The sequence below is a fragment of the Gaetbulibacter sp. M235 genome (assembly GCF_043876835.1).
GTDB lineage: Bacteria > Bacteroidota > Bacteroidia > Flavobacteriales > Flavobacteriaceae > Yeosuana.
Window position 1 is genome coordinate 207,350 of sequence record NZ_JBAWJZ010000006.1, and the last position, 24,436, is coordinate 231,785.

A 24,436-nucleotide genomic window follows, 5' to 3' on the forward strand; every position below is an offset into this window, starting at 1 on the left:
AGCTTTTTTTTATTATGAGTAGATTAGAAAAGGGTAGTAAAAAACTCCTTAATGCTTGGGCATTTTACGATTGGGCTAACTCAGTTTATACTTTAACAATTGCATCATCAATTTTTCCGATTTTTTATTCAGCTCTTTTTTTAAGCGAAATAAAAGTTGTTAGTGCTTTTGGATTTAATTTTAAGAGTACAGCATTAATAACTTTTGTAACAGCTTTTACATTTTTGGTGGTAACTTTTACATCTCCAATTCTTTCAGGTATTGCAGACTATGTTGGTAATAAAAAGAATTTCATGAAATTTTTCTGTTATCTAGGAGGAGCAGGTTGTATTGGATTGTATTGGTTTGATTTAAATCATATTTACATTAGCATTTTATTTTATTTCATGGGATTAATAGGCTATTGGGGAAGTTTGGTTTTTTATAATTCTTACTTGCCAGATATAGCTTTTCCTGAACAGCAAGATAGTGTTAGTGCCAAAGGGTTTTCTTTAGGTTATATAGGAAGTGTTATTTTGCTTATTATCAATTTGGTAATGGTTATGAGTCAGGATGATGGAGAATCTAAAATGAAAATGATGCGGTATTCATTTATAACTGTTGGTATATGGTGGATATTATTTAGTCAATATTCCTTTTATTTTTTACCTAAAGGAACATCAGCAGGACATAAAGTAACCAAAGATGTTGTTTTTAATGGAATTAGAGAATTAAGACAAGTTTGGAAACAGCTAAAGAAAAACTTAAGATTGAAAAGGTTTTTATATGCTTTTTTTGTGTTCAGCATGGCAGTTCAAACCATCATGTTAGTAGCAGTATATTTTGGTGAAGAAGAAATTGCCTGGTCTAGTAATAGTGAAAAAACAACTGGTTTGATTATAAGTATTTTAGTTATACAATTGGTTGCTATTGTTGGAGCCGTTTTAACTTCAAGGGCATCAGAAAAATTTGGAAACATTAAAACATTGATTGCTGTAAATTTTGTTTGGATGTTTATGTGTTTCTACGCTTATTTTATGATTACACCTATACAGTTTTACATTGCAGCTTCTTTGGTTGGTTTAGTTATGGGAGGAATTCAATCATTGGCAAGATCAACGTATTCAAAATTTTTGCCAGAAACAGAAGATACTACATCTTATTTTAGTTTTTATGATGTTGCCGAAAAAATAGGAATCGTTATTGGAATGGTCATTTTTGCATTAATAGACCAAATCACCGGCACTATGCGAAATGGTATTCTATTTTTGGTTTTGTTTTTTTTAGGTGGCATTATTTTATTGTTCAGAGTACCAAAAGAACAAACAATTTAAAACAAAAGAGGCACTTAAAAAATGCCTCTTTTGTTTGGTTGTAGTTTATTGTTTTATACTTCCAGAACCTGAAACTTTTGTATCCTCTTTCTTAGGATTTCCTTTGTAAGTGATATCGCCAGAACCAGAAACTTTAGCTTTAAAATTTTCTGAACAAAACACTTTTGCATCTCCTGATCCAGTAATAGATACTTCTGTGTTTTTTGATATTAATTCAAAACCATGTATATCGCCAGAGCCCGATATTTCTGCGTTTAAATTATTGGTATTCCCATTTAATGTAATATCACCAGAACCTGTAATGGAATTTTTTATATAATTTGTGTCTGATTTTAATTTGATGTCCCCAGAACCTGTTAATTGGATTTCTAAATTATCAGAAGTTATCAAGTCTTCATTCCGCAAATCTCCAGAACCTGTTAAGGATATATTAGTAATATCTTTAAAAGGGATAGTTATTTTTATGCCCTTTTTCATGCTGGTTTTTAAGTTGACATTATTTTTTACTTTTACAATTAAGTTATTGTTTTTAACTTCTGTTATAATGTATTCTAACAGATTTTCTTCTCCTTCAATTTTAATGTTTCCTTCTGCACCACTTACAAGAATATAATCAAAAGGACCAGCACATTGTATGCCATCATAATCTGATGTGGTTCTTGTAACTGTAGTTATGTTGCCATTTCCTTTTATCGATTTGCCCCATTGGGCATAAGATGTTGTAACAAAAAGTATGGATGCTATTATGATTACTGTTTGTTTTTTGATTGACACTTTCATATGTGATACTTATTTGTTTTTAATTGTCATATGGTATCGCTTATATTCATTGGTGTTTGTTTGCAACAAACTTGTTTAAATGGCGATTTCATATAATTGAATTTATGGATTGATGATTAATTTTTATTAAAGGTTACATTTCCGTAATCAGAGTTAATTTTAACTAAGTTGGATGAACTACTATTGCCATAATAGCCTGAGTAATAATTATTACTTGTGGTAGTATTTTTTTTAGAAAATTCAAAACCATCCGTGCTTTTTAAAGAACTATATTCTGTACTGATATCGAATTTGAAATTATAATCTGGATGATACCCAATGGTAATACCTAAATAGTCAGACTGTATAGTTATGTTTCCTGCGTTGGCAGTCATTTGATTGATTTTAAGAGAACCGTAATCGCCTTTTATAGTTACGTTTTTATAAACTTCTCCCAAACGGGTGGTTAAATAATCACCATTACCATTAACATTATTAAGTTTCTTAATATTTATTGAACCATAGTCGCAGTTATAATTAACATCTTCAGCTACTTCAATAGTTGATGAAGTGTAATCTGCATTGATATCCAATTTTTTCGTTTTTGATACTGTGAAACCACTATAATCAGCATTAATTTTTCCACTATTTATGTATTCAAAATAACAGTCATTTGTATAATCGAATGATAACATATTGTTTTCTGCCATAAGCTCTTTGGTGGTTATTTTTCCATAATCACAGTTTATGGTAGCTTTTCCTTCAAGCTTATCCAGGTTTATGTTTCCATAATCATTGTTTAAGTCTACACTATTAGTAATTGGAAGTTTTACGATATAATTTATTTCCATATTTATGTTATTGTTTCCGCCCCAATTCCACCAAGATTTTTTGTCATTATTAAAAACTGTTTTTGCATCAACTAAGTTTGAACTAGCATTGAAATTAACATTAATATCATCTAACTTTTTTTGCACTTTTTCTTCATCATTCCCACTAACTTTTATGTTAACTTCAATGGTTATTTTGTTTCCACTATAGGTCATAATATTTAAATTTCCGTAGCTGTTATCAATTTTTAAAAGGGCATTGCTGCTTACAGTATATTCCTTTTTAATTGTTTTTTCTTTATTATATTTTCCCTTTGAAATGTCGCTGGCAAAAATAATAGCTGGTAATAAAAACAGTATTAAAGCTGTTTTATATAGTAATGGAGTTTTCATTGTTATTTTGTTTAAGTTGTTTAACATTTTCAATAGTTTCTAATACATTTTTTAAGATGTTTATTCTTGTTTGAAAGTTTGTAATCATTGCATAAATTACACGCTTATCATCGCCACTTTCGGTTAGGTCAATTTTAAGAGATTCATATTCTTTTTCAAGAATTTTCATTTGTTTTAATGCATCATTAATAAGTACTTCTGTTTCAGGAGTTCGTTCAATATTAAGCTTTGCTAATTCTTCTGAAATTGCAGAAGTAAAGAAGTTTTGAGTTTGTGTCATTTCTGGAGAAACACTTGCTAAATCTTTAATTTCTCCACTAGGTTTTAATAAAGTGATAATACTAAACCAGATTAGTAAAGAAGCTGCAATACTTAGGAAAGGTTTCCAAAAATTTGATTGGCTAGATGCTTTTTGAACAGTTTCAGAATTTTGATTTTTTAATTTTGATAAAAATCGTTCTTGATGCCCAAGACTTGGATTTTCAAAATCAAATTCTGAACGCAATTCTTCAAATAAATTATCAATATTATCTTTTTTCATACGTCTTTTTTTAAAATACTAATTCTAACTTTTGTCTTAAACTATCTTTAGCACGAGATATCATCGTTCTGCAATTAGCACTTGACAGATTTAAAATGTCGCAAATTTCTTCATAATCATATCCTTCAATAAGATGGAGTGTTAAACAGATTTGATAGTTTTCTTTTAGCGTTTTTATAGTTTCTAAAACCTGTTTAGCTTTTAAACTTGTTAATTCTGAGTTATCAAAACCTTCAGAGGGATCTTCAACTTTATAAAGCACATCATCAATAGGAACGTTATTGTATTTACTGTTTTTCTTGTAATGATAAATACTTTTATTAATTACAATTCGTTTTAACCAAGGACCAAATGTTTTGGCATCTTTAAGACTATCCAATTTTGTGAACGCCAACAAAAAGGAGTCCTGCATAATGTCTTCCGCCTCAAAACTATCTTTAACTATTCTTAAAGAGGTGTTGTACATAGTTTTGTAATACCTGTTGTAGACTTCCAATTGCGCCGATTGGTTGCCTGACATACATAATTCTATAAGATGTTCAATATTTAGCTTGGTTAGCGACATTAAATCAAATTGTTACTATAAAGATTATCAAAACATAAATTTGTTACACTTTTTTGAAAAAAAAATTCCCACATTAATTTTAATGTAGGAATTCAAAATATTTTGAGACTTTTAATTATTAAGATTCAGCGGGCTTTTCAGCTTTTTCAATTTTAATATTAAGCTCTTGAGAGGCTTCATCTAAATCAATAATTATATTATCACCATTTTGAACGTGTGAAGTTATAATCTCTTCAGCTAAAGCGTCTTCAATATATTTCTGAATAGCTCGTTTTAATGGTCTAGCACCATATTGTTTGTCAAAACCTTTATCGGCTATATAATCTTTAGCTTTTTTACTTAATTTTAAATTATAACCTAAATCTTTAATTCTTAAAAGAAGTTTTTCAAGTTCAATATCAATGATTTTGTTTATATCTTCTTTTTCTAGATTATTAAACATAACAACATCATCAATTCTGTTTAAAAACTCTGGAGCGAACGATTTTTTTAGTGCATTTTCAATAATGCCTTTAGTGTTTTCATCTTCTTGCGCTTTTTGAGATGCAGTTCCAAAACCAATACCTGTACCAAAATCTTTAAGTTTTCGAGCACCAATATTTGATGTCATAATGATAATAGTGTTTCTAAAATCAATTTTCCTTCCTAAACTATCGGTTAAATAACCATCGTCAAGTACTTGAAGCAACATGTTAAATACGTCTGGATGCGCTTTTTCAATTTCATCAAGTAGGATAACTGCATATGGTTTGCGTCTTACTTTTTCGGTAAGTTGACCACCTTCTTCATAACCCACATATCCTGGAGGTGCACCTACTAATCTTGAGATAGCGAATTTTTCCATGTATTCGCTCATATCAATTCTAACAAGAGCATCTTCACTATCAAAAAGTTCTCTTGATAATACTTTTGCTAATTGTGTTTTACCAACTCCTGTTTGTCCTAAAAATATAAAGGAGCCAATGGGTTTGTTTGGGTCTTTTAATCCAGCTCTGTTACGTTGAATTGCTTTTACAACCTTTGCAACGGCTTCATCCTGACCAATTACTTTTCCTTTGATAAGTTTTGGTAACTCTGCAAGTTTATTGATTTCTGTTTGAGCAATTCTATTTACAGGAATGCCAGTCATCATAGAAACCACATCTGCAACATTGTCTTCGGTTACAATTTCACGATGTTGCTTAGTGTCTTCTTCCCATTTATCTTGAGCAGTTTGAAGTTCTTTTTCAATGCGCTTTTCATCATCTCTTAACTTGGCCGCTTCTTCATACTTTTGCTTTTTAACAACTAAATTTTTAATTTCCTTAACTTCTTCCAGTTGTTTTTCTAACTCTAGAATTTGTTTTGGAACTTCAATATTAGTGATGTGCACACGAGAACCTGCTTCATCTAAAGCATCAATTGCTTTGTCTGGTAAAAAGCGTTCTGTCATATAGCGATTTGTTAATTTTACACATGCTTCAATAGCTTCTGGTGTATAATCAACATTATGGTGGTCTTCGTATTTTGCCTTAATGTTGTTAAGGATTTCAATAGTTTCTTCAACAGTAGTTGGCTCTACAATTACTTTTTGGAAACGACGCTCTAAAGCTCCATCTTTTTCAATGTATTGTCTGTACTCATCAAGGGTTGTAGCTCCTATACATTGAATTTCACCACGTGCTAAAGCTGGTTTAAACATGTTTGAAGCGTCTAAGCTTCCTGTTGCTCCACCAGCACCTACAATGGTATGAATTTCGTCAATGAATAATATAACATCATCATTTTTTTCAAGTTCATTCATAACAGCTTTCATGCGTTCTTCAAACTGCCCACGGTATTTTGTGCCAGCAACCAAACTTGCTAAATCTAAAGTAACTACACGCTTATTAAAAAGAATTCTGGATACTTTTCTTTTAATAATTCTGAGTGCTAACCCTTCAGCGATGGCAGATTTACCAACACCTGGTTCACCAATTAACAGCGGATTGTTCTTTTTACGTCTGCTTAAAATTTGTGATACTCGTTGAATTTCTTTTTCACGACCTACAACTGGGTCAAGTTTGCCTTCTTCAGCCAAAACTGTTAAATCTCTACCAAAATTATCTAAAACAGGAGTTTTAGATTTTTTATTGGTTTTGTTTGCAGGAGCATTAAAAAGATTATCTTTTGTTGTATCATCATCATGACTTGAATCGTCATCTTGAAATGATTCGGACTTGGGTTCTATATAGTTATTATCGTTAGTAATCATAAATTTAAATTGTTCTTTTACGTTGTCATAATCAACTTTTAGCTTATTTAAAAGCTTGGTAGTAGGGTCATTTTCATTTCTTAAAATACACAATAATAAATGAGCAGTATTTATTGATGTACTTTGAAATAATTTTGCTTCTAAAAATGTTGTTTTTAAAGCACGTTCTGCTTGTCTTGTTAGATGTAAATTCTTTTTTTGATTTGAAGTTACTGATGTACTTGGGTTGGCAGGACTTAATATTTCAACTTTTCTCCTTAAATGATTTAAATCTATTTCCAAGGCATTTAAAATATCAATAGCTTTCCCATTTCCATCACGTAAAAGACCAAGCATTAAGTGTTCAGTACCAATAAAATCATGGCCTAAGCGCAATGCTTCTTCCTTGCTATAAGCAATTACATCTTTTACTCTAGGTGAAAAATTATCGTCCATAATTAAGTTCCTTTCTGCATTAAAAGTAATAAAACAATTTAGTAAAGACAAAAACTATACCTTAAATTGTCTGTAAGTTGCTAATAGACAAAAAAAACTTTATAAAATCAAAATAAATGAGGGCATATTTATCAACGAAAATTATTATGTAAATTGTTAATAAAAAAACACTAAAAAACTAGCTTAAAAGTCCTGTCATTACTCACGAAATAATTATCTTAGCACGTTTGAAATATTCAAAAAAATAACTAATTAATTATATATGGCTGAAGGAGAAAAACTTATTCCAATTAACATAGAAGATGAAATGAAATCGGCTTACATTGATTATTCAATGTCAGTCATTGTGTCACGTGCTTTACCTGATGTAAGAGATGGTTTAAAGCCAGTTCATAGACGTGTTCTTTTTGGAATGTATGAATTAGGTGTTAGAGCTAATACAGCACACAAAAAATCAGCAAGAATAGTAGGTGAAGTTTTGGGTAAATACCATCCACATGGAGATACATCTGTTTATGATGCCATGGTTCGTATGGCTCAAGAATGGAGTTTAAGATATATGCTTGTTGATGGGCAAGGTAACTTTGGATCTGTAGATGGAGATAGTCCAGCGGCAATGCGTTATACAGAAGCGCGTATGCGTAAAATATCTGAAGACATGTTGGCCGATATTGACAAAGAAACTGTAGACCACCAATTAAATTTTGATGATACTTTAAATGAACCAACCGTTTTACCAACTCGTATTCCTGGACTTTTAGTAAATGGTGCATCAGGTATTGCTGTTGGTATGGCAACCAATATGCCTCCTCATAATCTATCAGAAGTGGTTGATGGTATTGTAGCTTATGTTGATAATAATGATATTGAAATAGACGAATTAATAAAGCATGTAAAAGCACCAGATTTTCCAACTGGTGGAACTATTTATGGTTACGATGGTGTAAAAGAAGCTTTTAAAACTGGTCGAGGACGTATTATTATGCGTGGTAAAGCCAATATTGAAGAAGTGAATGGTCGTGAATGTATTATTGTTACTGAAATACCTTATCAAGTCAATAAGGCAGATATGATTAAGAAAACTGCTGATTTGGTAAATGAGAAAAAACTTGACGGCATTGCAACCATACGTGATGAATCCGATAGAAACGGAATGCGAATTGTTTATGTGTTGAAACGTGATGCTATTCCAAACATCGTTTTAAACAAATTATACAAATTCACTCAACTACAATCTTCATTTAGTGTAAATAACATAGCACTAGTAAAAGGTCGTCCTCAATTATTGAATCTAAAAGACATGATTCATTATTTTGTTGAGCATAGACACGAGGTTGTTGTTAGAAGAACTACTTACGAATTAAGAAAAGCGCAAGAAAGAGCACATATTTTAGAAGGTTTAATCATAGCTTCAGATAATATAGATGAAGTTATTGCATTAATTAGAGCATCATCAAATGCTGATGAGGCTCGTGAAAAGTTAATGGCACGTTTTGAATTATCTGAAATTCAGGCAAAAGCCATTGTTGAAATGCGTTTGCGTCAACTTACAGGTTTAGAACAAGATAAACTAAGAAGTGAGTATGAAGAGTTAATGAAAACCATTGAAGACTTAAAAGATATTCTTGATAAAAAAGAACGTCGAATGGAAATCATTAAGCAAGAACTTATCGAAGTAAAAGCTAAATATGGTGACGAACGTCGTTCAATTATAGAATATTCCGGTGGTGATTTTAGTATCGAAGACATGATTCCTGATGAAAAAGTAGTGATTACTATTTCTCATGCAGGTTATATAAAACGCACTTCACTTTCTGAATATAAAACTCAAAATAGAGGTGGAGTTGGTCAAAAAGCGTCAACAACAAGAAATGAAGACTTTTTAGAGCATTTATTTGTAGGAACAAATCATCAATATATGTTGTTCTTTACTCAAAAGGGTAAATGTTTCTGGATGCGTGTTTATGAAATTCCAGAAGGAAGTAAAACCTCAAAGGGTAGAGCTATTCAAAATTTGATAAACATAGAGCAAGACGATACTGTTAAAGCGTTTATATGTACTCAAGATTTAAAAGACGAAGATTATATAAACAGCCATTATGTAATTATGGCAACTAAAAACGGTCAAGTTAAAAAGACTTTATTAGAACAATATTCAAGACCGAGAACTAATGGTATCAATGCTATTACCATTAAAGAAGATGATATTTTATTAGAAGCAAGATTAACTACGGGAGAAAGTCAAGTAATGCTAGCATTAAAATCTGGTAAAGCAGTCAGATTTGAAGAAGCAAAAACGAGACCAATGGGAAGAAGTGCTTCAGGAGTTAGAGGTATTACCCTAGCAAGCTCAACTGATGAAGTAATTGGAATGATTACTATTGAAAATCCACAAGAAGAATCTGTTTTAGTAGTTTCTGAAAACGGGTATGGGAAACGTACTTACATAGATGATCCAGAAGATGGTGAACCAGTTTATAGAATTACAAACCGTGGAGGAAAAGGAGTTAAAACTATATCAATAACTGATAAAACCGGAAATTTAGTTGCAATAAAAAGTGTGACAGACAATGATGATTTAATGATTATTAATAAATCTGGAATTGCAATTCGTATGTCAGTTAAAGATTTAAGATTGATGGGAAGAGCAACTCAAGGCGTAAAATTAATAAATCTTAGAAATGGCGATTCTATTGCTGCAGTTGCAAAAGTAATGCCCGACGATGAGGTAGAGGAAACAAGTGAAAACCCCGCTGAATCTATTGAAAACAGAGAAGAGTTGACAGATGGCACAACTCTTGATAATAACCCAGAAGATAACAATTAATACATTAACAAATTTAAAATTATTTAAAATGAAAAATCAAGTTATAATAGCTTTTGCATTTTTGATAAGCACATTTTCGTTTGCTCAGAAAAAAGAATTAAAGGCTGTTGAAAAAGCTATTAAAAGCAATAATTATTCTGAAGCAAAGGCTGGTTTAACTCAAGTAGAGTCAATGTTATCAGGTTTAGATGCTAAAACTAAATCTCAATATTATTTACTTAATGCGCAAGCACTTTATGCTAATGGTGCTGGTTCAAATGTTGATATTGATAAAGCTTTAGAAAGTTTATCAAATGTAACTGAAGGTTACCCAGAAGAAACAGCTCAATTAAAGCAAGATATGATAAATAATTTTCTAACAAAAGGAAATGCAGCTTATGAAAAAAATGAATTTGGAATAGCTTCAAATGACTTTGAACGTGCTTATAGAGTTTCTACTAAAGATACCGTTTATCTATATTATGCGGCCGCTACAGCTGTTAACCTTCAAGATTATGATAGAGCTTTAGGTTTATATAAAGAACTTAAAAATTTAGGCTATACAGGTATAGAACAACAATATTATGCTACTAGTGTTGAAACTCAAAAAGAAGAATTTTTTCAAAATAAATCAATGCGTGATTTATCTGTAAAGGCAAAAACTCACATTAAGCCAGAGGATCGTAAATCTGAATCTAAAAAAGCTGAGATTATAAAAAATATTGCTCTTATTTATGTTACTAAAGAGGATAACGATAATGCATTAACGGCTATGAAAGAAGCTAGAGCAGAAAGTCCAGATGATATTAATTTGTTACTTTCAGAAGCTAATGTTTACTATAAAATGGGAAATGTTGAAGAGTTTAAAAGCTTATTGCAACTAGCAACCACTAAAGACCCAAAGAATCCTGAATTACAATATAATTTAGGTGTAATTGCTTCAGAATCTGAACATCCAGAAGAAGCAATGGAATACTATAAAAAAGCGATTGAACTAGATCCAAAATACGTAAATGCTTATATAAATATGGCTGCTTTAATTTTAAACAAAGAGCAAGCGTTAATTGAGGAAATGAATGGATTAGGAACTTCAAAAAAGGATGATTTACGTTATGATGAGTTAAGAGAAATGCGTCAACAAATATATAAGGATGCCATACCTTACTTGACTGACGCTTTCAAAATAGATAATCAAAATGTTAGTGCTGCAAAAACATTAATGAATATTTATAGTGTTTTAGGAGAAACAGCCAAATACAATGAAATGAAAGAAAAAGTTGATGTACTTGAAGCTACAGGAAACTAATAAAATCATATTTAAATATAAAAAAAGCCGCGATTAGCGGCTTTTTTTATATCACTTTTTTAATAACCCTAAGTTTATGGGTATGCATTTTCAGATCAACATTATAGATCCCTGAATGGTCTAAACGATCAATTCTAACTTTTCCGTGAACATGAATAATGTAATTATCTTGCATGATAAGGCCAACATGAACAATTTGTCCTTCATTATTATCAAAAAAAGCCAAATCTCCAGGTTCACTTTCTTCAATAAAACTTAAAGCTTCACCTTGTGTTGCTTGTTGATGAGCATCACGTAAAAGATTATATCCATTAAGTTTATAAACCATTTGTGTAAATCCTGAACAGTCAATACCAAAAGGACTTTTGCCGCCCCAAAGATGAGGACAGTTTAAATATAAAAAGGCTGTTTGGATTATATTGCTTTTTGGGTTTTTCCCTTCAATAATATTACCATCGTGATAATGATTTAAAATTGATAATCCATTTAATGAAGAACCTAGTAATATTGGTTTCAATTGTTGATTTTCATCTTCAATAAATTCAACTAAATCAATTGCCAATTTTGGTGTTGAATTATTTAGCTCTTTATATTGATTTTCATCAATCTCTTTATATTGTTTGTTATCTATCCAGCCTTCATAAGAGTCAAATGCAAGCCTAATTTTACTCCACTTTTTTTGTCTTTCAAGAATTTTAAAAAAGTCACCATATAATAATTGAGAAACCAACTCACTTTTATCAGAGGATTCAAATCTTAAAGGAACAATGCTTAAATGACAAATTCCGTATTGCATTCAATAAAAATTAATTACGTTCAATAACTATTGCTGAGGCTCCACCACCACCATTACAAATAGCTGCCGCACCAATTTTACCATTGTTTTGTTCTAAAACGTTTAATAATGTTACTATAATTCTTGCACCAGAACAACCTAGCGGATGACCAAGTGATACAGCGCCACCGTTTACATTTACATTACTATCATTTAAACCCAGAATTTTCATATTGGCTAAACCAACAACAGAAAACGCTTCATTAAATTCAAAATAATCTACATCACTTATTTCAACCCCAGCTTTTTCTAAAGCTTTTGGTAATGCTTTAGCAGGAGCTGTTGTAAACCATTCTGGCTCATGAGCTGCATCTGCATATCCTTTTATGGTTGCAAGTGGCTTAACACCTAATTCAATGGCTTTATCCTTGCTCATTAAAACCAATGCTGCAGCACCATCATTTATAGTAGACGCATTTGCAGCTGTAACCGTTCCTTCTTTTGTAAATGCAGGTCTAAGTTCAGGTATCTTATCAATATTAACATTTGTATATTCTTCATCTTTGCCAACTAATACTGGTTCTCCCCGACGTTGTGGAACTTCTACAGGAACAATTTCGTTATTGAATTTACCTGAATTCCAAGCAGCTTCAGAGCGTTTGTATGACTGAATAGCAAAGGCATCTTGGTCTTCTCTTGAGAAATTGTATTCAGTTGCACAAGCATCTGCACAAACTCCCATAGCATTTTGGTCATAAGCATCAACCAATCCATCTTTCTGCAAACCATCAATTAATGTAGTTGGGCCAAATTTAGTACCAGTTCTACTATATAAATAATGAGGAATTAAACTCATGTTTTCCATCCCACCAGCAACAATAATATCAGCATCACCCATTGCAATAGATTGAGCTGCTAGCATAACAGATTTCATACCAGAGGCACAAACCTTATTAATTGTTGTGCAGGGAACAGTATTTGGTATTCCAGCATAAATAGCAGCTTGTCTTGCAGGTGCTTGTCCAACTCCGGCTTGAACCACATTACCCATAAAAACTTCTTGAACAAGTTCTGGATTTAAGTTTATTTTTTTTAATGCACCTTTAATAGCTGTAGCACCTAATTTAGAGGCTGGTATAGTTGATAAAGATCCTAAAAAGCTTCCAATTGGAGTTCTTACTGCTGATACAATAACCACTTCTTTACTCATTTTTTTAACGTTTAATTAGCTTGAGGCGAAAATAATCAATTTTTAGTAGAAATTAGAACGATTACTGTATTATAAAAAATCAAAAAAGCGTATATTTTATTACATTTGAAAACCTTTATAATTATAATGTCAGACTTCATAAACAAATTATATAGAAATCATTCTTTGATATACAAGGGATTGTTATTTATATGTACAACTTTTTTAATAGTGTATTTGTTCCCTAAAACGGGAAAATTTAAATATAATTTTGAAAAGGGAAAACCATGGCAATCAGAAAACTTATACGCACCTTTTAATTTTGCCATTAAAAAGTCAAATGAAGAAATTGAAGCTGAAAAGAAAACAATTTCAGAGCATTCTACGCTCTTTTTTAATGTAGATGTTTCAATTGAAAATGAAATTAAAAATTTATATAAAGATCAATTTAAAAATACTTTTTCAGATTCTTTACCTAGATTAGAAAGCAATATTTTGTTTAAAACAGGCGAAAAAATTATTGATGAATTGTATTTTTTTGGTGTTTTAAGTGAAAATTACAACTTTCCAGATAATAAAACTGTTGCCATTTTAGAAGATAGAATTGAAAAGCACACTACGAAATATGCTAATTTAATTCATCAAGAACAGGTTTCATCAATAATCAATAAAGTTTTGGTTGAACAGAAACGGGGAGATTACAAAACAGAATTTACTGCCTTATTTTTTGATTTAATCCAACCTAATTTATCGTATGATAAATCATTTACAGAAAAAGTATTAAAAGAAGATTTAGATAAAATTGCTTATTCAAGAGGAAGTATTGAAAAGGAAACTTTAATTATTTCTAAAGGTGAAATTATTGAAGGGGATAAATATCAAATTTTAGAATCTTTAAAATCTGAATACGAATCGCAGGTTTGGAGTGCTTCAAATTATAATTGGATACTTTTTGCCTACACATTATTAGTATCACTAGCGCTTTTAATGTTGCTTTTGTTTCTAAGAAAATATAGGATTGATGTGTTTGAAAACAACACAAAAGTTACCTTCATTTTCTTCAATATTTTACTCATGGTTTTTATTACAACCTTTGTTGTAAATTATAATTCTAAATACATTTATGTTGTACCCATTTGTATTTTACCATTAGTTTTTAAAGCCTTTTTTGATGCAAGATTAGGTATGTTTGCTCATGTAATAACAGTATTGTTATTAGGTTCTATTGTTCCGAATAGTTATGAGTATATGTTTCTTCAAATCATCGCGGGAATTGTAACTATTTTAACGGTTTCAGAGCTATATAAACGAGCAAATTTGTTTATTTCAGTAGGTCAAATTACCTTAATATATATTATTGCGTATTTTGCCTTTTTTGTCATTCATGAAGGTAGTATAGATACTATAAAATGGGAAACTTTTATATGGTTTATTTTGTGTGGACTTGCAACATTGTTTGTGCAACCGCTTATTTATATATATGAAAAACTATTTGGATTGGTGTCAGATGTATCACTTTTAGAACTATCAGACACCAACTCAAAGTTACTTAAAGAGTTATCTAATAAAGCTCCAGGAACTTTTCATCACTCATTAAATGTAGCTAATTTGGCAGAATCCTGTGCAAATGAAGTTGGTGCCAATGCAATGTTAATTAGAGTTGGTGCTTTGTACCATGATATTGGGAAGATGAAAAACCCAACATATTTTATTGAAAACCAATCAACAGGTATTAATCCACACGACGAGTTATCTTCAAAAGAAAGTGCCCGCATTATTATAGAACATGTAATTGCAGGAATTGAAATTGCTAAAAAATATAATTTACCAGATAGAGTTATTGATTTTATTAGAACTCATCATGGAACTTCTATGGTTTATTATTTTTATATAAAAGAAAAGGAACTTGAACAAGGCGCAGATAAGTCTGACTTTAGTTACCCGGGACCAAAACCATTTAGTAAAGAAACAGCAATTTTAATGATGTGTGATAGTGTTGAAGCTGCTTCAAAAAGCTTGAAAGAACCTACGTCAACAAAAATTGATGCATTTGTTGAAAATATCATAAATAAACAAATAGATGAAGGTCAATTCTTAAATGCAAACATCACTTTTAAAGAAATTCAATCAATAAAAAAAGTGCTAAAACACAAGCTAGCAAATATTTACCATTTGCGAATTGAATACCCTGAATAATTTTTTTAAAAAATCAATTAAATAGTTGTGTTCTTAAAGATGATACATTACATTTGCATCCGCAATTTTATTGCATAAGTTCATTATAAATTAGGAGAGGTGCCAGAGTGGTAATGGAGCAGATTGCTAATCTGTCGACGGGTAACTGTCGCCAGGGTTCGAGTCCCTGTCTCTCCGCAAATAAAATGATAATCAATTCGGGGTGTAGCGTAGCCCGGTTATCGCGCCTGCTTTGGGAGCAGGAGGTCGCAGGTTCGAATCCTGCCACCCCGACATTATAGAGTTACTGGTCGCGTAGCTCAGCTGGATAGAGCATCTGCCTTCTAAGCAGACGGTCACAGGTTCGAATCCTGTCGCGATCACAAAAAGCTTCACTTAAATAGTGAAGCTTTTTTGTTTTTATCTTCTCTCATTTATTGAAATAGATTTTTTTTAAGTTGATACATGGTAGGTAGCTTTAATAACCATCAAAAAGAGAGTTTTCCTTTGAAAAATAGGATGTAACAAAACAGTAAAGACATAGAGCTATTATTTTTATACGGCTTAATTGTGAATGTCTATTTTGATTATTAATCAATTTAAACTGTTCCTATTTTAGAAATCGATAATAATATATCATAACATATAAATTTCTTTAATTACGTAATAAAAATTAAGTAATAATACTTATATTTGTTTTTTTAATTACGTAGTTATGCAAAAAATAATAGTTGTAGGTAATGGTATGGTAGGGTATAAATTCTGTGAGAAGTTTATATCTAAACCTAATAGAGAAAAATTTCAAATAACTGTTTTTGGGGAAGAGGTAAGACCCGCTTACGATCGGGTGCATTTAAGTGAATTCTTCGAAAATCAAGATGCCAATGCTTTAGAAATGGCACCAAGATCCTGGTATGAAGAGAACGGTATTGAATTGGTTACAAATGAACGTATTACCGATATCCATCGCGCTTCAAAAAAGGTTACCACTACCAAAGACTTTCATTATAAGTATGACTACTTGGTTTTAGCAACTGGTTCAGCTCCTTTTGTGCCTAACATAGTGGGGGTAGAAAAGAAAGGGGTGTTTGTCTATCGCACAATTGAAGATTTAGAAGACATGTTGGCTTATGCTGATAAGATAAAAGGCGAAAGAAAAGAAACTATTAAAGCTGCGGTTTTAGGTGGTGGCCTTTTAGGGTTGGAAGCGGCAAAAGCTGTTAAAGATATGGGGTTTGAACCTCATGTTGTGGAGTTTGCTCCCAAATTAATGCCAAGACAATTGGATACCAGAGGTAGTAAAGTGCTTCAGGAAAAAATAGAATCATTGGGTATTCATGTGCATTTATCTAAAGTGACCGATAAAATTTTAGGTGAAGATACTATAACGGGTATGGAGTTTGGTGAATATGATAAGATAGATGTGGAAATGCTGGTCATTTCTGCAGGGATAAGACCCCGTGATGAATTAGGAAAAACGTGCAATTTAAAAATGGGGGTACGAGGAGGTATTGTTGTGAATAACAAAATGCAAACATCGGATTCCGAAATTTATGCCATTGGTGAAGTGGCTTTGTTGAACAATATGATTTATGGCTTAGTGGCGCCAGGGTATGATATGGCTGAAGTTGCAGTCAATCAAATATTGGGAAACAAAGAGGTTGTCATGGAGCAAGATATAGATATGTCTACCAAATTAAAGTTGATTGGAGTGGATGTGGCCAGTTATGGTGAGCCGTTTATGCCTGTTGAAAAAGGATATTCCATCATTTATGAAAACAAAACCAAAAATCTATATAAGCGCATCAATATAAGTCATGATGGAAAAAAACTATTAGGAGGGATCCTGATAGGTGATGCCTCTGATTACAATATGTTCCATCAAATCTATTTAAATGGATTACCAATACCTGAAGATGCCGAAGAATTGATTATTGGAGCTAGAGGAGAAGGCGGGTCATCGTTTGGTAGTGTTATGGATATTCCGGATGCTGCCCAAGTTTGTTCTTGTGAAAGTATTTCCAAAGGCGCTATTTGCAGTTCTATTACTGAAGGCGGTTGTAATACTTTGGCCGATGTGGTTGCCAAAACCAAAGCAACAACAGGATGTGGAGGCTGTAAACCTATGGTGGTAGATTTGGTTAATGAAACGCTTAAATCATTAGGAAAAGAAGTTAAAGAAATTCTTTGTGAGCATTTTAGTTTTAATAGACAGGAACTTTATGATCTTATTAAAATCAATGAGGTTAAAGATTACGAAGAAGCGCTTAATTTATTTGGAGAAGGTCATGGTTGTGAGGTTTGTAAACCAGCATTGGCATCCATTTTTGCTACGATCACTATGGAAACGGCAAACAAACAATATACCATTCAAGATACTAACGACCGCTTTTTGGCAAACATTCAACGTAATGGGACCTATTCTGTAGTGCCACGAGTTCCTGGTGGGGAAATTACACCCGATAAGTTGATTGTGTTAGGTCAAGTTGCCAAAAAATATGATTTATATACAAAAATCACGGGAGGGCAACGTATTGATTTGTTCGGTGCACAATTGCACGAATTACCTCTTATTTGGAAAGAATTGATAGACGCTGGATTTGAAAGTGGACATGCTTACGGGAAATCACTTCGTACCGTTAAAAGTTGTGTAGGTTCTACTTGGTGTCGTTACGGTATGCATGAAAGTGTAACGTTTGCCATAGAAATTGAAAATAGATATAAAGGCTTACGCTCACCTCATAAATTAAAAGGTGGTGTGTCTGGGTGTATTCGTGAATGTGCCGAAGCCAGAGGAAAAGATTTTGGATTGATAGCCGTTGATGGCGGCTGGAATTTGTATGTCTGTGGAAACGGTGGAGCAACGCCAAAACATGCCGTTCTTTTTGCAGAACAATTGGATGACAAAACTGCCATTAAATACTTAGACCGGTTTTTGATGTATTACTTGCGAACTGCCGGGCCATTGGTAAGAACTGCACCGTGGTTGGAAAAGTTGGAAGGTGGTATTGAGTATTTAAAGAAAGTTGTTATTGAAGATTCCTTGGGAATTGCGGAAGAACTTGAAAAGGAGATGGAAGGTCTTGTTAATAAATACGAGTGTGAGTGGAAACAAGCTATAGAAGATCCTAAAATGAAGAAACGTTTCAAGCATTTTGTGAATTCAGATGATACCGATGATAATTTGGTGTTTGTGCCCATGCGCGACATGAAAATGCCAAAGGCTTGGTAGGTGTTTAGTGAGTCATTACGAGAAGGGACGACGAAGTAATCTCTTCAATCTAAAAGAGATTGCCGCAGCAAATAAAAATTTGCATCGCAATGACGTAAATATTAAAGGAAGTGGTTGCGTTAGGGATTGAAGCGGAAAGCCCGCAGCGAGGTACGAGCGAGGACTTGTAGCGAAAAGCCCAACCCGAAGGGGAACGCCCCAATAAAGAATTGAATTAAATAAAATTTTAGATATGCAAGATATTTTAAATCAATACGATACTGTAAATGAGGCCAATGTTAAAACTTGGTTTGAAGTTGGCACGGTAAGCGATTTTCCTGAAAACAGTGGTGCTTGTATAAAATACAAAACCAAGCAAATAGCGGTTTATAATTTTACTAGAATGTCTAAGTGGTATGCATGTCAAAATCTGTGTCCCCATAAAATGGAAATGGTTTTATCCCTTGGGATGATTGGAGATAAAGCGGGCATTCCTAAAGTGGCCTGCCCCATGCATAAAAAAAACTTTTCTTTGGAAGATGGTTCCAATTTGGCGGGAGAAGATTTAAAAATAGCGGTGTATCCTGTTAAAATTGAAAACGGAAATGTGTATATTGGCTTTGCAGATTAATTATACACATTATGGAACCCACAAAATTTGAAATAGCTATTGCGCTTATTGACAAAAAGAATTCAGAAGACATTAACACATACCACAGCCACGGGTTAGATTTTCCAAAGGAGTTATTGTACTCCCAGCGAATGTCCCAAAAACTGTTGCAGTTTAAACCAAATGCATCAAGGGCCCTTCAAATTGCATCAAGAGCACAACACATTTGCCGTTGGAAAATAGCCAGAGATGAATATCCCATGGACAAAGTGGGGTATTTAAGATGGCGGGAAACACTAAAAAAAATGCATGCAGAAATAACTGCGGAAATCTTAAAAGACGTGGGATATGATGACGAATTTATTGATAGGGTTTCTTTTTTAATCAATAAGAAACTAATAAAAAAGAACGAGGAAAGCCAAACCATAGAAGATGTTATTTGTTTGGTCTTTTTAGATTATTATTTTGAAGAATTTGCAGCCAAACATGAGGATAAAAAGGTTATTGATATCCTTCAAAAAACTTGGAAAAAAATGTCTGAAGAAGGACATGTAGAAGCTTTAAGAATTAAATTTTCAGATAAAAGTTTAGCATTGATAAAAGAAGCTATTTCTAAAGAGTAAATATAAAATGACTAAAAACGGTAATTCTTTAGATCAACGGACATTTAAAAAATTAAGCCGTTTATATATTATTGCATTGAGCACTATTGCCCTTTCGGTAATTATAAGCCAAATCCTTATTAGAAAACACCTCAAAGATCAAGAAGGAGATTCTACGGTTATCAATGTGGCAGGTAGACAAAGGATGCTTAGCCAAAAACTTACCAAGGAAATCGTGTCGCTTTCTACAGAAGAAGACCTGGAAAAAAGAATTCAACTTAAAGACAAGCTTAAACAAACCCTTAAGTTATGGGAAATGTCACACCATGCCCTTCAAAATGGAAGTGACAGCCTTGGTTTGCCAGGTCATAACAGTATAGCGGTTATCAATATGTTTAATAAGATCAACCCGTCTTTTAATATTATTGAGAAAGCTTCAAAAGCTATTATTGAAAAAATTGAAAATGTCCCCTCACTTCCAGTTGAAACCTTTCTTGATGATATTGAAAAAGTAAAACAAAACGAAGGGTCATTTTTAAAGGCCATGGATCAAATTGTGAATCAATATGATTCTGAGGCCAATGAAAAAGTTAATTGGTTGCGTAGGCTGGAATTGTTGCTCATGGCTTTTACGTTGCTTATTTTGTTGGTAGAATTCCTGTTCATTTTTTGGCCAACAGCTAAAACCGTAAAAAACACACTTAAGGAGTTATTAATAGCTGAAAGAAAAGCAAAAAAAATGGCGTTTGACGCGGATGTCTTGAGTGAGGCCAAAGAGAAGTCTGTTAAAGAGTTGCGAGCGTTGAGCAATGCCATGGACGAAACCCTTTTATTTGCGCGTATTACTTCCAGCGGAACAATTGTTCATATGGGAAATAAGTTCTCAAGACTTTTTAAGTTCAATAAATTTAATAACGTTGCAAATTTTGCAGATGTATTATCGGCCAATGAGAACGATCAATTGTTTATAGAAAGCTTAATTACTAAGTATAAAAAAACGGGTTGGCAAGGCGAGGTAAAAGCAACCACGAAAGACCAAGTTGAGGTTTGGTTGGAAATGGCAATAATCCCTTTTAACCCTACTGATGATAAGTCCGAATTATTGATTATAGCTTCTGATATTACAAAAAGAAAAGAAGCGCAACTGGAAATTGAACGACTCACCAAAGCCAATTTTGAGGAGAAAATGAACCAGCAAAAAAACATTTCCAGTAAGATAATTGAAAACCAAGAAAATGAACAGAACCGAATAGCTAAAGATGTTCATGATGGTATTGGGCAAATGTTGACTGGTCTTAAATATAATTTGGAAAGTATAGATGTCAAGGATAAAGACAAAACGGTTTTAAAAATTGAACACCTAAAAGAGTTAACGTCCAATATTATTAAAGGTGTTAGAATGGCTACCTTTAATTTAACACCTCCAGAATTGACCGATCATGGTATTGTTCCAGCCATAACAAAGCTTACCAATGAATTATCAAAGCTTACAGGTAAAAACATTGTGTTTTATAATAAAACCGATTTTAACCAAAGATTGGATTCCCTTTCTGAAATCAATATTTACAGAATTACCCAAGAGGCCATAAACAATGCGATAAAATATGCTGATTCCACACATATCATAGTTACACTTTCCTGTAGTGAAAAATTGCTAAGTGTTGTTATTGACGACAATGGAAAAGGATTTGACCCAGAAAAAATTGAATATAAAAAAAATGGCGATGGAGGTATGGGCTTGACCTTTATGAAAGAGCGTATAAAATATATTAATGGCAGGCTTTTCCTTAACTCAGAACCTAATAAAGGAACAAGGGTAACGTTAAACATTCCCATTGAAAAGTTAAGTAGTATTACGTAAAAATCATTATTTTTGTACTTATAATTTGATAAAAATGGATATTATAAATGTTATTTTGGCAGATGATCATGTGCTTGTAAGAGACGGCATTAAAGCGCTTTTAGAAGACCAAGAAGGAATTAGGGTGATAGATGAGGCTTCAAATGGCAAAGAAGCTATTGAAGTCATTAAAAAAAATAAGCCAGATTTATTGATAGTTGATATAAGAATGCCAGAGTTGAATGGTATTGAGGTTGTTAGGGAAATTAACAAAAGTCACAAAGACATTAAAACTTTAGTGCTTTCTATGCATGATTCCGAAGAGTATGTGGTTCAGTCCATTGAAGCTGGTGCCGATGGGTATTTGCTAAAAGGAGCCAGTAAAGAGGAGTTTTTAAAAGCAATACACACAGTTGCTTCTGGTGGAAAGTATTTTTCGGGGGATATATCTTCCATTATCATGAATAATTTTGTGAATGGAAATAAAAAAAGCACACAAAATAAAGAAACGGTAGAAGACCCATTCAATCTTACCAAAAGGGAAAAGCAGATACTTGAGCTTGTCCTGCAATTAAAAAACAATAAGGATATTGCTGAAGAATTGGAAATAAGTAGAAGAACAGCAGAAGTACATCGTTTCAATCTTATGAAAAAGCTGGATGTCAAAAATCTTATGGAATTAAGTAATAAAGCAAAGGAGTATCGGTTGGTTTAAATAGTTGAGGAATTAAGATTTAGTAGATACATATTAATGGAACTTTTTATTGGTATTTTCGGATTATTAATTGCTTTAGCTACTTTTTACTATAGTTTTTTTAAAAAGTCAGATGATGAACTAAATCATTTGAAAGCAATATTTAGAGCAACACAAACGCTTTCTATATCTGTTCAAGAAAGCATTGAAGAATATGCTAATAAATCGGATTCATGGGATAAACTAATGTTTTCAGACGTGACTTTTAGAGATTATTTGATTCACATGAAAGATTCATATAAAGAAAATCTTTCAGAGGGAGTTTATACTAAATTATCTACAATGAAATTTAGTAAAGCTAATATTCAATCCATGACTAATAGTATTGAACAGCAATTTTCAGAGTTGCAAAAGATTAAAGCGGGGATAAAGATTAAACTAAATCAACTTTAATGGTTTCATATTTAATTTAGTTTTACTATTTCATATAATTTCTCTATAATTTATTGTTTTTTTAACAGATTCTTAAAAACAGATTTTGATAATTATCAAATACATATTAATTTTTTAATACGTAATTTTTAATGTTTAAATTAAGTAATTATACTTATTTTTGTGAGTATAAAATATTTTTTTGACATGAAAAATTCTGTATCAGTTAAAGCAGCCACACTTAATTTGTTAGATTTCAAGAGCGTTCCTGTGCGTACGTTCTGGATAACTTCCATATCATTCTTTATGTGCTTTTTTGCATGGTTTGGCATAATTCCTTTTATGCCAGATGTGGTTAAAGATTTAGGTTTAACACCGGATCAAAAATGGAATTCCATTATTTTAGCTGTTTCTGGAACTGTGTTTGCCCGATTGCTTATTGGTAAATTATGTGATAAATATGGTCCCAGAACTTGCTATACATGGCTTTTGGTTTTAGGGGCCATCCCAGTCATATTATGTGGTTTTGTGCAAACGCCTCTCCAATTTCTTATTTGTAGATTACTTATTGGTTTTATTGGAGCGTCTTTCGTGATAACGCAAGTGCATACATCACTGATGTTTGCTCCAAATGTTGTTGGTACCGCAAATGCAACGTCTGCTGGTTGGGGAAATTTAGGAGGCGGCGCAAATCGTTTGGGGATGCCTTTTATTGCGGCGTTGGTCATTGGTTTGGGCGTTGCCCAATCTGATGCTTGGAGATATTCCATCATAATTGCGGGTGTTATTTGTTTGTTAATGGGTGTTGTATATTATTTTTTTACCCAAGATACGCCTGAAGGTAATTTTAAGGATTTAAGAGCTTCAGGAGAAAAAGTAAGCACCAAGAAAGATCAAGTCGGATTTTTAGAAGTGATTAAAGATTATAGAATATGGATTCTGTTCTTGGTCTATGCGGCTTGTTTTGGTATTGAACTTACGGTTTATGGTACTATGGACGATTATCTTCAAAATACATTTCATTTAGAAAGATTAACGGCAGGAAACATTGTGTTGTCGTTTGCATTGATGAATATTTTCGCAAGAACATTGGGAGGCTATTTTGGGGATAAGTTTGGTAAATTAAAAGGATTACGTGGCAGGGTGCTATTTTTGTCATTTATACTTGCGCTTCAGGGAATCATGCTGGTTACTTTTTCAGGAATTACCAGTATCATATTAGGGATCTTGTTTTTGATTTTATTTAGTTTGTCGGTTCAAATGGCCGAGGGAGCAACATTTTCGGTAGTGCCTTTTATCAATAAAAAAGCTATTGGGTCAGTCTCAGGTATTGTTGGTGCAGGTGGTAATGTAGGAGCATTTTTTGCAGCTTTATTGCTTAAATCTAAATCTGCAATTGCTGAAAAAGCTGCTATTGTGGCCAATCAAGGACTAGGAGTAGATGTAATAAAAGCAGCCCAATCAACAGCCTCTTCCCAGGCGGTTTCAAGTGGCTATTTGTTGATTGGATGTATGGTAATGGTAACGGCAATTTTAGCACTGGCTATACGTTTTTCTACAGAAAATGAAGACGTTATGGTTGAAAATAAAAATGTATATTTAGATGACCTTGTTCCCATTAAAATAAAAACTAAAGGATAATAATTACTAATTCATAAGTTTCTGGTAGGTTTTTTAACGTATTCAGAATAATGTAGTTCATCTATTGTTTGTCGTTATTTTTTTTC

18 protein-coding genes and 3 tRNA genes are annotated in these 24,436 nt (G+C 32.5%); 14 read left to right on the forward strand and 7 right to left on the reverse strand.

The genetic code is table 11. The features are described 5' to 3' along the window. Positions 1–14 precede the first annotated feature (14 nt). Positions 15–1,313, forward strand: a complete 1,299-nt coding sequence (locus V8G69_RS11625; RefSeq protein ID WP_394882112.1) for an MFS transporter — start codon at positions 15–17, stop codon at positions 1,311–1,313. Between the two features lie 45 nt (positions 1,314–1,358). On the opposite strand, the gene V8G69_RS11630 is transcribed toward V8G69_RS11625, so the two are convergent. The 5 genes from V8G69_RS11630 to V8G69_RS11650 form a co-directional block, all read right to left on the reverse strand. Then, the gene (locus V8G69_RS11630; protein ID WP_394882113.1) at positions 1,359–2,093 is read right to left on the reverse strand and encodes a head GIN domain-containing protein; all 735 of its coding nucleotides are present in this window, start codon (positions 2,091–2,093) and stop codon (positions 1,359–1,361) included. Positions 2,094–2,209: 116 nt separating this feature from the next. After that, the gene (locus V8G69_RS11635) at positions 2,210–3,295 is read right to left on the reverse strand and encodes a hypothetical protein (protein WP_394882114.1); all 1,086 of its coding nucleotides are present in this window, start codon (positions 3,293–3,295) and stop codon (positions 2,210–2,212) included. Then, positions 3,273–3,836, reverse strand: a complete 564-nt coding sequence (locus tag V8G69_RS11640; protein ID WP_394882116.1) for a hypothetical protein — start codon at positions 3,834–3,836, stop codon at positions 3,273–3,275. Before V8G69_RS11640 ends, V8G69_RS11635 begins: the two co-directional genes overlap by 23 nt. 10 nt (positions 3,837–3,846) lie before the next feature. Further along, positions 3,847–4,401, reverse strand: a complete 555-nt coding sequence (locus tag V8G69_RS11645; protein WP_394882117.1) for an RNA polymerase sigma factor — start codon at positions 4,399–4,401, stop codon at positions 3,847–3,849. Positions 4,402–4,519: 118 nt separating this feature from the next. After that, a complete protein-coding gene (locus tag V8G69_RS11650; RefSeq protein WP_394882118.1) occupies positions 4,520–7,069 on the reverse strand; it encodes an ATP-dependent Clp protease ATP-binding subunit in 2,550 nt (849 codons plus the stop codon). A gap of 262 nt (positions 7,070–7,331) precedes the next feature. On the opposite strand from V8G69_RS11650, the gene gyrA reads away from it, so the two are divergent. Next, a complete protein-coding gene (gene gyrA, locus V8G69_RS11655) occupies positions 7,332–9,896 on the forward strand; it encodes a DNA gyrase subunit A (protein ID WP_394882119.1) in 2,565 nt (854 codons plus the stop codon). Between the two features lie 28 nt (positions 9,897–9,924). Beyond that, the gene (locus V8G69_RS11660) at positions 9,925–11,181 is read left to right on the forward strand and encodes a tetratricopeptide repeat protein (protein WP_394882120.1); all 1,257 of its coding nucleotides are present in this window, start codon (positions 9,925–9,927) and stop codon (positions 11,179–11,181) included. 46 nt (positions 11,182–11,227) lie between these two features. Here V8G69_RS11660 and V8G69_RS11665 read toward each other — a convergent pair whose 3' ends face one another. Together V8G69_RS11665 and V8G69_RS11670 are read right to left on the reverse strand one after the other, a co-directional pair. After that, the gene (locus V8G69_RS11665) at positions 11,228–11,977 is read right to left on the reverse strand and encodes an NlpC/P60 family protein (RefSeq protein WP_394882121.1); all 750 of its coding nucleotides are present in this window, start codon (positions 11,975–11,977) and stop codon (positions 11,228–11,230) included. Between the two features lie 10 nt (positions 11,978–11,987). Further along, positions 11,988–13,166 carry an acetyl-CoA C-acyltransferase gene (locus V8G69_RS11670; protein ID WP_394882122.1) on the reverse strand — a complete coding sequence of 393 codons (1,179 nt, stop codon included), beginning with the start codon at positions 13,164–13,166 and terminating at the stop codon, positions 11,988–11,990. Between the two features lie 126 nt (positions 13,167–13,292). Between V8G69_RS11670 and V8G69_RS11675 the strand changes: the two genes are divergently transcribed. The 11 genes from V8G69_RS11675 to V8G69_RS11725 all read left to right on the forward strand — a co-directional run bounded on the left by V8G69_RS11675 (position 13,293) and on the right by V8G69_RS11725 (position 24,350). After that, the gene (locus tag V8G69_RS11675) at positions 13,293–15,341 is read left to right on the forward strand and encodes an HD family phosphohydrolase (RefSeq protein WP_394882123.1); all 2,049 of its coding nucleotides are present in this window, start codon (positions 13,293–13,295) and stop codon (positions 15,339–15,341) included. Between the two features lie 93 nt (positions 15,342–15,434). Beyond that, positions 15,435–15,518 (forward strand) — tRNA-Ser (locus V8G69_RS11680). A 21-nt stretch (positions 15,519–15,539) separates the two neighbouring features. After that, a tRNA-Pro gene (locus V8G69_RS11685) sits at positions 15,540–15,614 on the forward strand. A gap of 15 nt (positions 15,615–15,629) precedes the next feature. After that, positions 15,630–15,703: transfer RNA gene (locus tag V8G69_RS11690), tRNA-Arg, on the forward strand. A 332-nt stretch (positions 15,704–16,035) separates the two neighbouring features. Next, positions 16,036–18,552, forward strand: coding sequence for a nitrite reductase large subunit NirB (gene nirB, locus V8G69_RS11695; protein WP_394882124.1), 2,517 nt, complete (start codon positions 16,036–16,038; stop codon positions 18,550–18,552). 232 nt (positions 18,553–18,784) lie between these two features. Next, the gene (nirD, locus tag V8G69_RS11700) at positions 18,785–19,162 is read left to right on the forward strand and encodes a nitrite reductase small subunit NirD (RefSeq protein ID WP_394882125.1); all 378 of its coding nucleotides are present in this window, start codon (positions 18,785–18,787) and stop codon (positions 19,160–19,162) included. Between the two features lie 11 nt (positions 19,163–19,173). After that, positions 19,174–19,764 (forward strand): DUF4202 domain-containing protein, encoded by a 591-nt coding sequence (locus V8G69_RS11705; RefSeq protein ID WP_394882126.1) that lies wholly within the window; start codon positions 19,174–19,176, stop codon positions 19,762–19,764. A gap of 7 nt (positions 19,765–19,771) precedes the next feature. Then, positions 19,772–21,604, forward strand: coding sequence for an ATP-binding protein (locus V8G69_RS11710; protein ID WP_394882127.1), 1,833 nt, complete (start codon positions 19,772–19,774; stop codon positions 21,602–21,604). 34 nt (positions 21,605–21,638) lie between these two features. Further along, positions 21,639–22,298 carry a response regulator gene (locus V8G69_RS11715; RefSeq protein ID WP_394882128.1) on the forward strand — a complete coding sequence of 220 codons (660 nt, stop codon included), beginning with the start codon at positions 21,639–21,641 and terminating at the stop codon, positions 22,296–22,298. A gap of 36 nt (positions 22,299–22,334) precedes the next feature. Further along, complete coding sequence (locus tag V8G69_RS11720) at positions 22,335–22,730, forward strand: hypothetical protein (protein ID WP_394882129.1); 396 nt, start codon at positions 22,335–22,337, stop codon at positions 22,728–22,730. A 186-nt stretch (positions 22,731–22,916) separates the two neighbouring features. Next, entirely contained in the window at positions 22,917–24,350 is a 1,434-nt protein-coding gene (locus V8G69_RS11725) for an MFS transporter (RefSeq protein WP_394882130.1), read from the forward strand. The last annotated feature ends 86 nt before the right edge of the window (positions 24,351–24,436 follow it).